The sequence below is a fragment of the Bradyrhizobium sp. YR681 genome, assembly GCF_000282615.1.
Taxonomy (GTDB): domain Bacteria; phylum Pseudomonadota; class Alphaproteobacteria; order Rhizobiales; family Xanthobacteraceae; genus Bradyrhizobium.
The window spans coordinates 1-13832 of the sequence record NZ_AKIY01000070.1 but is presented as its reverse complement, the minus strand read 5'-3'; the positions used below and the strand labels follow the sequence as shown (position 1 = coordinate 13832).

Below are 13832 nucleotides of genomic sequence, written 5' to 3'. Positions count from 1 at the left end.
TGGCTCGAGCCCTCCCGCCGCAGTGATGTTCCCCCGTTCATGGTGATGGACGTGATGGCCGCGGCGGCCCGAATCGAGGCGGCCGGCGGCCATGTCATCCATATGGAGGTCGGCCAGCCCGCGGCCGGGGCGCCGAGGACCGCGATTGCCGCTGCCCATGCGGCGCTCGAGGCGGGCCGGATCGACTATACCTCCGCGCTCGGTATCCCGAGCCTGCGCGAGCGGATCGCCCGGCACTACCGCGATGCCTATGGCTGCGACGTCAGCCCCGAACGGATCGTGGTGACCACGGGCTCCTCCGGCGGGTTCATTTTGGCTTTCCTGGCGATGTTCGAGCCTGGCGACCGCGTCGCCGTGACGGTGCCGGGCTATCCGCCGTACCGCCATATCCTCACCGCGCTCGGCTGCGAGCCGGTGCTGATCGAGACCACGAACGACACGCGCCACGCGCTGACCGGCGAGGCGCTGCTGGCCGCCCATCGCAAGGCGCCGCTCAAGGGCGTGCTGGTCGGCAGTCCCGCCAATCCGACGGGGACGATGATGTCCCGCGAAGCGCTCGCCGGCCTCATCGCGGCTGCGGAAGATGCCGGCATCCGCTTCATCTCGGACGAGATCTATCACGGACTCGATTATGCGTTTCCGGCGGTGACGGCGGCGGCGCTGTCCGACCACGCACTCGTGATCAACTCGTTCTCGAAATATTTCTGCATGACGGGCTGGCGCGTCGGCTGGATGGTCGTGCCCGATGTGCTGGTGCGGCCGATCGAGCGGCTCCAGCAGAACCTCTCGATCTCGGTGCCGTCGCTGTCGCAGATCGCGGCCGAGGCTGCCTTCGATGGCGCGGCCGAGATGGAGGAGATCAAGCACGGCTATCAGGAAAACCGGCGCATTCTGATCGAGGGATTGCCCAGGGCGGGCCTCAGCAAGTTTCTGCCCGCTGATGGCGCCTTCTATCTGTACGCCGATGTCTCGGACTTCACCTCCGACAGTTTCGAGTTCGCCAAGCAGATGCTGGAACAGGCCCATGTCGCGGCAACGCCGGGCGTCGATTTCGATCCCGTCCATGGCCGCTCGTTCATACGATTCTCCTATGCACGGTCGGCAGCGGAAATGCGGGAGGCAGTTGACCGGATCGCTCACTGGCTTAAATAGCCGCCAGCTTTGACCAGCCTTCCGGAGTTCAATTTGTCTGACCGTTCCATCCCGTCCGCTGCTGCACCGCATTCTCCTCTCGCCGCATTGATGTGGCCGACCCGGCCGGGCGAAACCGTGGGTGCACTGCGCGCCGTCGTGCTGATTGCGATCGGCACGGCTTTGATGGCGCTGTCAGCCAAGGTGAACCTGCCGCTGCCTTACGTGCCCATGACCTTGCAGACGCTGGTGGTGCTGATGATCGGCGCTGCCTATGGCTGGCGCCTTGGCAGCGCAACCATGATCGCCTACCTCGCCGAAGGTGCGCTCGGCCTGCCGGTGTTCGCCGGCCCGGTCGGCGGGATTGCGCCGCTGGTCGGTCCGACCGCCGGCTATCTGTTCGGTTTCGTGCTGGCTGCCTTCGTCACCGGATGGCTCGCCGAGCGCGGCTGGGATCGTAGCGTCGTGCTGCTGTTTGCTGCGATGGCCCTCGGCCACATCGTCATTCTGGCCGCCGGGTTCGGCTGGCTGGCCTTCGGCATCGGCCTTGGCATGACCAAGGCCTGGCAGGTTGGCCTTGCGCCGTTCATCGCGGCGTCCCTGGTCAAGAACGCGCTGGGCGCGACGCTGATGCCGGCGGCCCGCCGGATCATCGATCGCCGCGGGTAAGGCGCGCCATTCCGAGCAGTTCCAATTGACAGGGCCGGCCAAGTTGATCTTGGCTGGCTCTGAGTTTGAGGGGGAGTGAAACAATGACGACGACAACGATGGCGGCGGCGCCGGCAGCGCCGGCCGCAGCCAAGCCGTGGTACAAGGTTCTCTACGTTCAGGTGCTGATTGCCATCGTGCTCGGCGCCATCGTCGGCTGGCTCTGGCCGACGGTCGCCACCAACGAATGGATCAAGGCGCTCGGCGACGGCTTCATCAAGCTGATCAAGATGGTGATCGCCCCGATCATCTTCTGCACCGTCGTCTCCGGCATCGCCCACATCCAGGACGCCAAGAAGGTGGGCCGCATCGGCGTCAAGGCGCTGGTCTATTTCGAGGTCGTCTCGACCTTCGCCCTGGTGATCGGTCTCATCATCGGCAATCTGGTGAAGCCGGGCGCAGGCTTCGGCAATGCGGCGGCCAACGAGGCGGCCGTTGCGAATTACGCCAAGCAGGCCGCCGGCCAGAAGTCCGTCGACTTCGTGCTGCACATCATTCCGGACACCGTGGTCGGCGCCTTCGCGCAAGGCGAGATCCTCCAGGTGCTGCTGTTCTCGGTGCTGTTCGGCTTCGCGATCATGAGCCTCGGCGAGCGCGGCCACACCATCCGCTCGTTCATCGACGATGCCGCGCACGCGGTGTTCGGCGTCATCTCCATCGTGATGCGCGCAGCGCCGATCGGTGCGTTCGGCGCCATGGCCTACACCATCGGCAAGTTCGGCACCGGCGCGATCCTCAATCTGGTCGGGTTGATTGCGACCTTCTACGTCACCGCGGCGCTGTTCGTGTTCGTCGTGCTCGGCGTCATCGCGCGTATGGCGGGGTTCTCGATCTTCAAGTTCCTGGCCTACATCAAGGACGAGCTCCTGATCGTGCTCGGCACCTCGTCGTCGGAAAGCGCGCTGCCCTCCCTGATGGAAAAGCTGGAGCGGCTCGGCTGCTCCAAATCGGTGGTCGGCCTCGTGGTGCCCACGGGTTACTCGTTCAATCTCGACGGCACCAACATCTACATGACGCTGGCGACGCTCTTCATCGCCCAGGCGCTCGGCTACGATCTGTCCTTCAGCCAGCAGCTCACGATCCTGGTCGTGGCGATGCTGACCTCGAAGGGCGCCTCCGGCATCACCGGCGCCGGCTTCATCACGCTGGCGGCGACGCTGGCGGTGGTCGACCCACGCCTCGTGCCGGGCATGGCTATCGTGCTCGGCATCGACAAGTTCATGAGCGAGTGCCGCGCGCTGACCAATCTGTGCGGCAACGGCGTGGCCTGCGTGATCGTCGCCTGGTGGGAAGGCGAGCTCGATCGCGACAAGCTGAACGCCAACCTCGCCAAGCGGATCGACCCGACGGACATGGAAACCGCGATCACGACGGACTGATCTGCAAGCTGCCTGTGGCGGCGCGGTGCGCCGTCAGACCTTGAAGTAGTAGGGCTGGTCGAGATCCTCGATCAGCCCTTTTTCTTTCGGCTCCCAGCCGAGCGCAGCGCGGGTCTTCGCGCTCGAGGTCGCAACGTCGACCGCCGCAAACCGCGCGAACCAGCCGAAATGGGTCTCGGCCTCGTCGGCCGTTTTGGACATCACGGGCAGGCCGAGCCGTTTGCCGATCACCTCGGCGATCGCCTTGAACGGCACGCCTTCCTCGGCAATCGCGTGATAGCGCCCCGCGGCGGCGCCTTGCTCAAGCGCGAGGCGGTAAACGCGCGCAGCATCGAGGCGGTGCGCGGCCGGCCAGCGATTCATGCCGTCGCCGATATAGGCGGCAGCGCCTTTCTCGCGCGCGATCGCGATCAGGCGCGGGACAAAACCGTGATCGCCTTCGCCATGGGTCGTGGGCGGCAGCCGCACGATGCCGGCGCGGACGCCTTGCTGCATGAGGTCTTCGGCAGTGGCTTCCGAGACGCGCGGAAAGTGGCGGGCCGCGGCGTCGTCCTCTGTCGCCAGCCGTCCCGGCGCGAGCAGCGCCACGCCTGAGGTGACGATGAGCGGACGTGCAGAGCCCTTCAGCTCCTCGCCGAGCGCGAGGATGGCGCGCCGGTCGAGCTCGCAATTGTCGGCGAACTTCGAAAAATCGTGGTTGAAGGCGAGATGCAGCACGCCGTCGGAGGTGGCCGCGCCCCTGCGCAGGGAGGCGTTATCCTCCAGAGAGCCGCGATGGACCTCGGCGCCGAGCGCCGTGACGGCGGTTGCTGCTTCATCAGTCCGGGCCAGACCAGTGACGCGATGGCCGGCCGCGATCAGGTCGCGAACGACGGCGGAGCCGACGAAGCCGGTGGCACCGGTGACGAATACACGCATGAGATATCTCCTGGGGGTTGGTGGAGACGACCATCTGCGCTAGGATTATCCAGGTAAAGTAGTGACATTATCGGGGTATAATAGCTAACAGGATGAGCGAGACCGCGACAGCCGACAACATGCTCGGGACCTATCTGAAGGATCGCCGCACGCGTCTGGACGCTGCCGCATTCGGCTTTGCCGGCAGCCGCAGGCGCACGCCCGGCCTGCGGCGCGAGGAGGTGGCCCAGCGCGCCAATATCAGCCCGACCTGGTACACATGGCTGGAGCAGGGCCGCGGCGGGGCGCCATCGGCCGACGTGCTCGACCGCATCGCTCGCGCCCTGATGCTGACCGACGTCGAGCGCGAGCATCTGTTCCTGATCGGCCTCGGCCGTCCGCCCGAGGTGCGCTACCACGCGACCGAGGGCGTCTCACCGCGGCTCCAGCGCGTGCTCGACGCGCTCGCCTTCAGCCCGGCGCTGGTGCGGACCGCGACCTGGGACGTCGTCGCCTGGAATCGCGCCGCAACCGTCGTGCTGACGGACTACGGCGCGATCCCGCCGGACAAGCGCAACATCCTGCGCTTCATCTTCTGCGATCCGCGCGTGCGCGCCGCGCAATATGACTGGGACAGCGTGGCGCGTTTCGTGGTGGCGGCGTTCAGGGCGGATGCCGCGCGTGCCGGTGCCGTCTCGCATGTCGCCGATTTCGTCGAGGAGCTCTGCCGCACCAGCCCGGAATTCGCGGCGCTCTGGCGCGACAACGACGTGCGCCATCATGGCGACGGCACCAAGCGGCTCAGGCACCCCGTTCACGGCACCATGTCGTTCGAATATTCGAGCTTCAATGTCGAGGGCCGCTCCGACCTCAGCATGATCGTCTACAACCCGGCGACGCCGGAGGATGCCGAGCGCATCAAGAATCTGCTCGCTGCGCGCATCGACTGACGGAATTTGCGACCTCGCGCGTTTAACCCGCATCTCGGACCTCGAAGGGGTGGGTGGTATCGTGGGCAATGCGGCTGTAAATCCGATTGTGGCGCAGGCGGCGGAACACTTTGCGGCGGGGCGTCCGGACGAGGCGGATGCGCTCTGCGCGGAGGTTTTGAAGGCTGATCCGGATCACGTTCCGGCGTTGCACCTGGCTGCCGTCGCTGCCTTCGTCACCGACCGCGCGGCCGACGGCGCCGCATTGCTCGGCCGCATCTTCACCGTCGATCCCGAGCACGCGCCGGCCCTCGTCACGCTCGGCGATGCGCTCGCGGTGAAGGGCGAGCAGGAAGGCGCCGTGGCTGCGTTCAAGCGCGCGCTAGTGCGGCGGCCCGATGACGCCGGCCTGCACAACAAGCTCGGCGTGGCGCTCGGCGAGCTGTCGCGTTTCGACGAAGCGGAGGCCGCCTACCGCCGCGCGCTGGCGCTCGATGCGCATCTGACGCGGGCCTGCTTCAACCTTGCGATCGTGCTCGCGGAGCAGGGGCGGCTTGCCGAGGCCGAAGCGGCCTATCGCGCTGTCATCGCGCGGGAGCCGGCCTATCGCGGCGTCTGGCTCAATCTCGGCAATCTCCTTGTGGACCAGAGCCGGCATGGCGAGGCGGAAGCGGCGTATCGCCGTGCGCTCGAGGTCGACCCTGACGATCCCGGGCTGCTCTGCAATCTCGGCGCCGCGCTCTACCGGCAAGGCTTGCTCGATGGCGCCATCGTCCAGTACCGCCGCGCCATCTCGCTCGCGCCGGACAACGCACCGGCGCTGCGCCTGCTTGGCCTCGTCCTGCACGAGGCCGGTCAGCTGCGGGAAGCGGCCGAGGTCTACAAGCGCAGCTTTGCGCTTGACGCATCCGATCATGTGATCGCCAGCAATCTCGGCGCCTGTCTCTCCGAGCTCGGCGCGCTCGACGAGGCGATTGCCGCCTGCGAGCATGCGCTGCTGCTCAAGCCCGATCATGCGCCGGCCTGGACCAATCTCGGCATCATCTTCGAAAAGCAGGAGCGCGCCGAGGAGGCGGTGGCCGCGCATCGCTGCGCCGTGGTGGCCGACCCCGACTATGCCAAGGGCCACGCCAATCTCGCGGTCAGCTTGCGCAATGCCGGCGAGATCGACGAGGCACTTGCGGTCTCGCATCGCGCCATCGCGCTCGATCCGGAGCAGCCGCTGGCGCAATACAATCACGCGCATTTCCTGCTGATGAACGGCGAGTTCGTTGACGGCTTCGAAGCCTATCGCTGGCGGCGCAAATGCAGGTCGTTGTCGGACGGCGATCCTTCATTCACCGAGCCGGAATGGCAGGGTGAGAACCTGAACGGCTGCACCCTGCTGCTGTTCGCCGAATACGGGCTGGGCGATGCCCTGCATTTCGTGCGCTATCTGCCGATGGTGGTGGCGAAGGGCGGCAGGATCATCCTCCAGGTTCAGCCCGCGCTCGCCTCGCTGGTGCGGCAGCTCCCCGATGTCACCGTGATCCCGCGCGGCGAAGTGCTGCCGCCGTTCGACCTGCAACTGCCGCTGATGAGCCTGCCCCGCGTGTTCGGCACCACGCCCAACAGCATTCCGGCCGACATTCCGTATCTGCATCCCGACGCGGCGAAGCTTGCCCGATGGAGGGCGGCGCTCGCGGGTGTGGCGGCGCTGAAGGTCGGCGTGGTCTGGGCCGGCAATGCCGGGCACAAGGGCGACCGCCAGCGCTCGCTGCGGGCCGAGGCGGTGCTGCCGCGCCTGGTGATGCCGGGCGTGCAGCTCTACAGCCTGCAAAAGGAGCCGCGCCCCGGGGATGGCGAGGTGCTCGCGGCGCTTGGCAAGGACATCATCGACCTTGCCCCCACACTCGGTGATTTCACCGACACGGCGGCGGCGGTCGCGGCGCTCGATCTCGTCATCGCCGTCGACACGTCGGTTGCGCATCTTGCCGGCGCGCTGGGACGCCCGGTGTGGATGCTGACGCCTTACGCGCTCGACTGGCGCTGGCTGCGCGACCGCGAGGACAGCCCATGGTATCCAACCATGCGCCTGTTCCGCCAGCGCAGCCCGCGCGAATGGGACGATCCGCTGATGCGGCTGTCGGCTGCGCTCGCGGTGCTCGCCGTGAGCGCGGAGGGTTAGAACCGCTCCGGCCGGTACGGCGTCGGATCGATCGACGGCGTCTCGCCGTTCATCATCTCGGCGAGCAGGCGTCCCGTCGCGGGCCCCAGCGTAAAGCCCTGGTGGCCGTGGCCAAAGTTCATCCAGAGGCCGGGGTGGCGCGGGGCACGGCCGAGCACCGGGAGCATGTCGGGCGTGCAGGGGCGGGTGCCGAACCACGGATCGGGCTCGGCGCGCTGGCCGAGATCGATCAGCTCGCGCGCGGAGGCCTCGGCACTGGCGAGCTGGATCGGCGTCGCGAGCGCATCGGGGCCCGTCAGCTCGGCGCCGGTGGTGATGCGGATGCCCTTGGCCATCGGGCCCATGGCGTAGCCATTGCCTTTGTCGACCATGGGCAGATCAAGCGAGGCGCCGCCGCTGTAATGCATGTGATAGCCGCGCTTGCGCACCAGCGGGATGCGATAGCCGAACTTGTACAACAGATCGGGCGACCACGGTCCGAGCGTCACGACGGCATGCGCGGCATCGATGCGCCCCTGGTCGGTGTCGACTGACCAGCCGGTTGCGGTCTGCTGCAGCGACTGCGCATCGCCGAGCACGATGGTGCCGCCGAGGCGCTGGAACAGCTCGGCATAGGCGGTCACCAGCGCACCGGGATCGGACACGGTCCAGGTATCGAGCCAATGGATCGCGCCGGGAAGATTGTCGCGCAGGATCGGCTCGGCTTTTGCCAGCTCGCTGCCTGACAGCACGCGATAATTCACGCCGAACTCGCGCTGGTCCTGTTCCGCGTCCTTGATCGAGTGCTCCAGGGCGGCGGCGTCGCGATACACCGCCCGATAGCCGGCGCGGCGGATCAGATTGTCGGCGTGGGCTTCGCGAATGAGGATGTCGTGCTCCGGCGTCGCGTAGGCGATCAGGCGCGCCCAGCCGACGATCGCCTCGCGATGCCGCTTCGGCGCCGAATGCCACCAATAGCGGAGCAGGGGCTCGATATGACGATGCAGCGACGACAGGCTGTAGCGCACATCGTTGGTGCGGCCGGTCGCGATCTTCACCAGTGTGGCGAGGTCGCGCGGCATCGGATAGGGGCGCACCGCTTCGGCCTGGATCATGCCGGCATTGCCGTAGCTGGTCTCGCGGCCCGGCTCCCTGCGGTCGACGAGCGTGACGGCCCAGCCGCGCCGCTGCAAATGCAGTGCTGCGCCGACGCCAACCATGCCGCCGCCGAGAATGATTGCGCTTTGCATCGGCAGAATTCTCCTGTCAGGCCCGGGTCATTCCCAGGTGAGAAAATCGGGCGCGGCCGACAGCGGCGGCGCAGCGGCAAGCCGTGCGAGGTCGGGCACCGGCCGGCACAATTGCGCATCATTCGCGAACGCGGCCTCGATGCTCGCGGCGACCGACAGCACGAGGGCATCGCCGCCGCGCGGACCGACGATCTGGAGACCGAACGGCAGGCCGGCTTCGTCGAGGCCGAGGGGAATGCTGATCGCGGGGTGGCCGGGAAGCGTCACGGCGTAAGCGAGCGCGAGCCAGTGGAAATAGGATTTGGTCGGCACGCCGTCGATCTCGGCGGGATAGAGCTCCGACCAGGGCCGCGGGCTCAGCGTGATGGTCGGGCTGATCAGCACGTCGTGCTTGTCGAAGAAGCTCTGGTAGGCGCGATAGATCCGCGTCTGCGTGGTCGAGGCGCGGGCCTGGTCCTCGAGCGAATAGCCGAGGCCTTCCTCGACATTGGCGCGAACGTTGGGGCCGAGCATCTGCGGCCGCTCCTTGTAGTTCTTGCCATGCGTCGCCAGGAACATGCCGGCGCGCAGCACGGCAAAGGCATCGTCAGCGCCGGTGCAGTCGGGCGTCGCCTCGCGGCTGTCGGCGAACAGCGGCGCGAGCTTGCTCACGCGATGGCGGAATACACGGCGGATCGCCTGCTCGGTCGGTGCGAAGCCGAAATCCTCGGTGAAGGCGAGACGCAGTCTGCCGAGCTCCGCGGGGCGTGGATTCGCCCAGCGCTCGGCACGCGCGCGCACCGGTTCGCCGGGCAGGGTGTAGGCGAGCGGATCGCGGCTATCGTCGCTCGCCATCGCCGACAGCATCAACGCGGCGTCAGCGACGTTGCGCGCCATCGGACCATCGGTGGACAGGTTCGACCAGCCGAAGATGCGCTTCTCGCTGGGCACGAGACCATAGGAGGGGCGCATGCCGACGATGCCGGAGAAGCCGGCCGGATTGCGCAAGGAGCCGCCGGTGTCCGAGCCCGAGGCGAGCGAGGCCATGCCGCAGGCGAGTGCGACAGCCGAGCCGCCGGAGGAGCCGGCCGCCGATCGCATGGGATCGAAGGGATTGCCGGTCGCGCCGAACACGGGGTTGCGGGTGTTACCACCCGCCGCCCATTCCGGCGTGTTGGTCTTGCCGAAGATGATGGCGCCTGCGGCGCGCAGGCGCGCGACCGAGCCCTGGTCGGCGGCCGGGACGTTGTCACGCAGGATCGGGCTGCCATAGGTGGAGCGCATCCCGGCGGTGTCCTGGGTGTCCTTGATCAGGACGGGAAGCCCGTGCAGCGCGCCGCGATCCTCGCCGCGCAGAATGGTTGCTTCAGCCGCCTTCGCGGCGGCGCGCGCGCCCGATACGTCCAGCGTCACGACGGCGTTCACGGCGGGATTGACGGTGGCGATGCGCGACAGGCAGGCGTCGAGCAGCTCGACAGGCGAAATGGCCTTGGTCGTCAGCAGGCGGCGCAGCTCGACAGCACTGGTATCGCACAGTTCGGACAATGCCCAACCCCTTTCAGATTATGAAAACGATTTAGCATATCGGAAAGTAGACACAACGCACTAATATTCGCCAGGCCGGGCATTTCATGCAAAAATCGTGACTTTGAGTGCCGAACAGGCCACCAGACGAGCTGCCCAAGGCCAACCTCGGTTGAAAAGATTAGACCGATAGGTCAACAATTTTCCTGCTGTCGTGCTAGGATTTGCGGCATGAACGAGATCACCACGCCCGAAGGAGCCAACTCCCAGCTGGGGCAATGCCTCAAGGCCGCCCGTCAGGCGCGTGGCCTGACGCTCAAGCAGGTGGCGGAGCGAACGGGGATGGCGCTGTCGACCCTGTCCAAGGTCGAGAACGGCCTGATGTCGCTGACCTACGACAAGCTGGTCCAACTCACCGCGGGCCTGAAGATGGAGATCGCCGAGTTGTTCAATCCGGCGGTCGCTGTGCCCGCGAAAGGCAGGCCGGTCACCGCGCGGCGGAGCATCAGCCGCGCCGGGCAGGGGCAGGTGATCAATACGAAATTCTACACCTACACCTATCAATGCACCGATCTGATCGGCAAAGGCATGGTGCCGATCGTGGCCGAGGTGCGCGCGCGCTCGCTGGAAGAATTCGGCCCGCTGCTGCGCCACGGCGGCGAGGAGTATTTTCTGGTGACGAGCGGACGCGTTGCCGTCCACACCGAGTTCTACGCGCCGGAGATCCTCGGCGTGGGCGACGGCATCTATCTCGACAGCACCATGGGCCATGCCTACCTCAACGCCGGCGAGGCACCGTCCGCGACCGGCGTCTGTCTCTGCACCAGCGAAGCGCCCGATCTCTACGACCAGCTCCGCCAGATTGCCGCGCGCGATGTGGCGCCTCTCGGTGATGACGAACTGCCGTCCTAGTTGCTTCAGCGAACCCTGAAACGAAAAACGCCCGGCTTGGCCGGGCGTTTTTGATTCTGTGTCCGGCTTACTCGCCGCCGCCGAAGCGGCGGGACCACCAGCCGGCGCGACGCGGGGCGGATGGCGTTTCGGTTGCCGCTTCCGGCGCGGGTTCGGGGGCCGGCGCGGGCGGAGCGACCGGTGCGGCCGTCTGCGCAACCGGTGTGGCAGGCTCGCTGGCGCTGCTCGACAGGAAGCTCACCTTTTCGCGGACCGTGGAGCGGCGTCGCGCGGCCTTGTCGTCGGCGGGCTCTTCGTCCGCTGCGGCAGAAGCAGGCGCGGGCTCCGGCTGCACCGGTGCCGCGACCTGCACCTCGGCGCGCGGCTCAGGCTGCGCCATTGGCGGCTCCGGGGTGTGCTCGGCCTGGGCGATCGAGGGCGCCGCCTCGTCGCTGGCGCTGTCGAAATCGGCCACCGCTTCGGTCGCTTCCGACGGCGCATTGGCCGCGAGTTCGTCGCCGATGGAGCCGGCGAGACCTTCCTCGTTGCCGCCACGACGACGACGTCCGCCCCTGCGACCACGCCGGCGTCGGCGCTCGGCGCCGCCCTGCTGCTCGCCACCACGGGCAGCCTGTTCCTCGCCTTCCTCGCCATCCTGCTCGGACTCGGCATCCTCGTCGCCTTCGCCGGCGGCCACGGCTGCCTCGGGAAGAGCGGGGGCGCCATCCTCGCGAATCTCACCGTCGCGCTGGCCACCGCGGCCGCGCCGACGGCGGCGGCGCTTGCGGCGCTGGCCGTCCTGGTCGGGGGCCGCCTCACCGGCAGCCTGCTCCTCGGTGAGACCTTCGGTCTCCTCGGTCTCGACCTCGGATTCGAACTCCGGATCAAACTCCTCGTCGTCGTAGACCTCTTCGGCCTGAGGCGGCGGGCTCGCAGCCGCCTGCGCCACGAGCAGCGCCTTGGCGGCTTCGAGCGTGTGCACCTGCTCGCCGCGATCGATCAGATAGGCCTGCGGGCCGCTGACGCTGGGGTCGGCGATGACCGCGAGCGTGACCTTGAAGCCGTTCTCGAGGTCACGCAGATGGCCGCGCTTGTGGTTCAGCACGTAGAGCGCGACGTCGGTGCGGGTGCGGACCACGAGATTGTGGGTCGCGCCCTTCATCAGGATCTCTTCGAGGCCGCGCAGCAACTGAAGCGCAACCGAAGACACCGAGCGGACATGGCCGGTGCCGCCGCAATGCGGGCAGGGATCGGTCGAACTCTCAAGCACGCTGGCGCGGATGCGCTGGCGCGACATCTCGAGCAGGCCGAAATGCGAGATGCGTCCGACCTGGATGCGGGCGCGATCCTGCCTGAGGCAATCGGACAGCTTGCGCTCGACCGCGCGGTTGTTGCGCTTCTCGTCCATGTCGATGAAGTCGATGACAATCAGGCCGGCGAGGTCGCGCAGGCGAAGCTGGCGGGCGACCTCTTCGGCCGCCTCCAGATTGGTCTTGAGCGCGGTATCCTCGATGTGGTGCTCGCGGGTCGATCGTCCTGAGTTGACGTCGATCGAGACCAGCGCCTCGGTCTGGTTGATGACGATGTAGCCGCCGGAGCGCAGTTGCACGGTGGGCGAGAACATCGCGTCCAGCTGGCTCTCGACGCCCATGCGCGAGAACAGCGGCTGGCCGTCGCGATACTGCTTCACCGCGCTGACATTGGCGGGCATCAGCATCTTCATGAAGTCGCGCGCTTCGCGGTAGCCGGATTCACCTGCAACCGAGATCTCGTCGATCTCCTTGTTGTAGAGGTCGCGCAGGGAGCGCTTGATCAGCGAGCCTTCCTCGTAGACGAGGGTCGGGGCCTGCGACTTCAGCGTGAGGTCGCGCACCGTCTCCCACATCCGGATCAGATATTCGAAGTCGCGCTTGATCTCCGGCTTGGTGCGGGCGGCGCCCGCGGTGCGCAGGATGATGCCCATGCCCTCGGGCACGTCGAGATCCTGCACCACTTCCTTGAGGCGCGAACGATCCTGCGCGCTGGTGATCTTGCGGCTGATGCCGCCGCCGCGCGCGGTGTTGGGCATCAGCACGGCGTAACGGCCGGCGAGCGAGAGGTAGGTCGTCAGCGCCGCGCCCTTGTTGCCGCGCTCTTCCTTGACCACCTGCACCAGCATGACCTGGCGGCGCTTGATGACTTCCTGGATCTTGTACTGGCGGCGCGGGCGGAAGGTGCGCTCCGGCACTTCCTCCATGACGTCATCGCCGCCGACGGATTCGACGTGTTCCTCTTCGGCTTCTTCGCCGTCCTCGTCTTCGTCGTCTTCCTCCTCGTCGGACTCCTGATGAGGAGCCTCGCTGCTTTCACCGGCCGCGTACACGGCGTCGGCCGGTTCGGCGGCTGATGTCACGGCTTCGGCGAGAGCCTCAGCGTGCGCTTCGGAGGTTGGCGCGTCCTGCGGTTCGGCAGCGGCCTCGGTCGGGACCGCAGGCTCGGCACCGACGGCTGCGACCGGCGCGGGCGTCTCGTCGGCATGATCATGCTCGTGATGATGGTGCTCGCCAACATGGCCATGGTCATCATGGTCGTGATGTTGATCGCCGTCATGGGCGTGGTGATGGTCGTCATGCCCGTGATCGCCGTGATCATGGTCATGATGATCATGCTCGTGATGATCATGACCGTCGTGCTCGCCGTGATGCTCGGCATCGGCGTGCAGATGCTCGCCCTCGTGCGGAGCGCCCTCGCTGTGCTCCGGCTGCGCCGCGCCCTCGACCGGCTGGGCACCGGCGTCCAGACCTTCGACGACGTCGCTGCGGACGCGCTCGCCCTGGCTGCGGCGGCGCGAATTGCGGTGACGCGAGCGGCGGCGGCCGTGGGAGCGGTTCTCGCTCTCTTCCTCGGCTTCGCGATGGGCCTGTTCCTCGGCCTCGATCAGCGCCTGCCGGTCAGCGACCGGGATCTGGTAATAATCGGGGTGGATTTCGCTGAAGGCGAGGAAGCCGTGGCGGGTGCC

At 67.2% G+C, this 13832-nt stretch carries 10 protein-coding genes; 6 read left to right on the top strand and 4 right to left on the bottom strand.

The window, feature by feature from the left end; translation table 11 throughout:
- The 3 genes from PMI42_RS08690 to PMI42_RS08680 all read left to right on the top strand — a co-directional run.
- A partial coding sequence (locus PMI42_RS08690) for a pyridoxal phosphate-dependent aminotransferase (protein WP_008132649.1) occupies positions 1 to 1152 on the top strand: 1152 nt, incomplete at its 5' end.
- Positions 1153 to 1242: 90 nt separating this feature from the next.
- Positions 1243 to 1800, top strand: a complete 558-nt coding sequence (locus tag PMI42_RS08685) for a biotin transporter BioY (RefSeq protein ID WP_008132647.1) — start codon at positions 1243 to 1245, stop codon at positions 1798 to 1800.
- 83 nt (positions 1801 to 1883) lie between these two features.
- Positions 1884 to 3218 (top strand): dicarboxylate/amino acid:cation symporter, encoded by a 1335-nt coding sequence (locus PMI42_RS08680; protein WP_008132645.1) that lies wholly within the window; start codon positions 1884 to 1886, stop codon positions 3216 to 3218.
- Between the two features lie 33 nt (positions 3219 to 3251).
- Here PMI42_RS08680 and PMI42_RS08675 read toward each other — a convergent pair whose 3' ends face one another.
- On the bottom strand, positions 3252 to 4136 hold the full coding sequence (locus PMI42_RS08675) for an SDR family oxidoreductase (protein WP_008132643.1): 885 nt from the start codon (positions 4134 to 4136) through the stop codon (positions 3252 to 3254).
- A gap of 92 nt (positions 4137 to 4228) precedes the next feature.
- Here PMI42_RS08675 and PMI42_RS08670 point away from each other — a divergent pair, with 92 nt between their 5' ends.
- Together PMI42_RS08670 and PMI42_RS08665 are read left to right on the top strand one after the other, a co-directional pair.
- The gene (locus PMI42_RS08670; RefSeq protein ID WP_008132642.1) at positions 4229 to 5065 is read left to right on the top strand and encodes a helix-turn-helix transcriptional regulator; all 837 of its coding nucleotides are present in this window, start codon (positions 4229 to 4231) and stop codon (positions 5063 to 5065) included.
- 49 nt (positions 5066 to 5114) lie between these two features.
- Entirely contained in the window at positions 5115 to 7211 is a 2097-nt protein-coding gene (locus PMI42_RS08665; protein ID WP_008132641.1) for a tetratricopeptide repeat protein, read from the top strand.
- Here the strand turns inward: PMI42_RS08665 and PMI42_RS08660 are convergent.
- Both PMI42_RS08660 and PMI42_RS08655 read right to left on the bottom strand, forming a co-directional pair.
- On the bottom strand, positions 7208 to 8440 hold the full coding sequence (locus PMI42_RS08660; RefSeq protein ID WP_008132640.1) for an NAD(P)/FAD-dependent oxidoreductase: 1233 nt from the start codon (positions 8438 to 8440) through the stop codon (positions 7208 to 7210). The two genes, PMI42_RS08665 and PMI42_RS08660, sit on opposite strands and share 4 nt — an antisense overlap.
- Positions 8441 to 8467: 27 nt before the next feature.
- Positions 8468 to 9964, bottom strand: a complete 1497-nt coding sequence (locus PMI42_RS08655) for an amidase (RefSeq protein WP_008132639.1) — start codon at positions 9962 to 9964, stop codon at positions 8468 to 8470.
- 210 nt (positions 9965 to 10174) lie between these two features.
- On the opposite strand from PMI42_RS08655, the gene PMI42_RS08650 reads away from it, so the two are divergent.
- Entirely contained in the window at positions 10175 to 10855 is a 681-nt protein-coding gene (locus PMI42_RS08650) for a helix-turn-helix domain-containing protein (protein WP_008132638.1), read from the top strand.
- A 67-nt stretch (positions 10856 to 10922) separates the two neighbouring features.
- Here the strand turns inward: PMI42_RS08650 and PMI42_RS08645 are convergent.
- Positions 10923 to 13832: Rne/Rng family ribonuclease (locus tag PMI42_RS08645; protein ID WP_008132637.1), on the bottom strand; the 2910-nt coding region annotated here is incomplete at its 5' end.

Bases quoted from the DNA above. Each gene is read 5' to 3' on its own strand.
- PMI42_RS08670 (WP_008132642.1), top strand. From the start codon at position 4,229: ATGAGCGAGACCGCGACAGCCGACAACATGCTCGGGACCTATCTGAAG.
- PMI42_RS08650 (WP_008132638.1), top strand. From the start codon at position 10,175: ATGAACGAGATCACCACGCCCGAAGGAGCCAACTCCCAGCTGGGGCAA.
- PMI42_RS08685 (WP_008132647.1), top strand. From the start codon at position 1,243: ATGTGGCCGACCCGGCCGGGCGAAACCGTGGGTGCACTGCGCGCCGTC.
- PMI42_RS08680 (WP_008132645.1), top strand. From the start codon at position 1,884: ATGACGACGACAACGATGGCGGCGGCGCCGGCAGCGCCGGCCGCAGCC.
- PMI42_RS08660 (WP_008132640.1), bottom strand. From the start codon at position 8,440: ATGCAAAGCGCAATCATTCTCGGCGGCGGCATGGTTGGCGTCGGCGCA.
- PMI42_RS08675 (WP_008132643.1), bottom strand. From the start codon at position 4,136: ATGCGTGTATTCGTCACCGGTGCCACCGGCTTCGTCGGCTCCGCCGTC.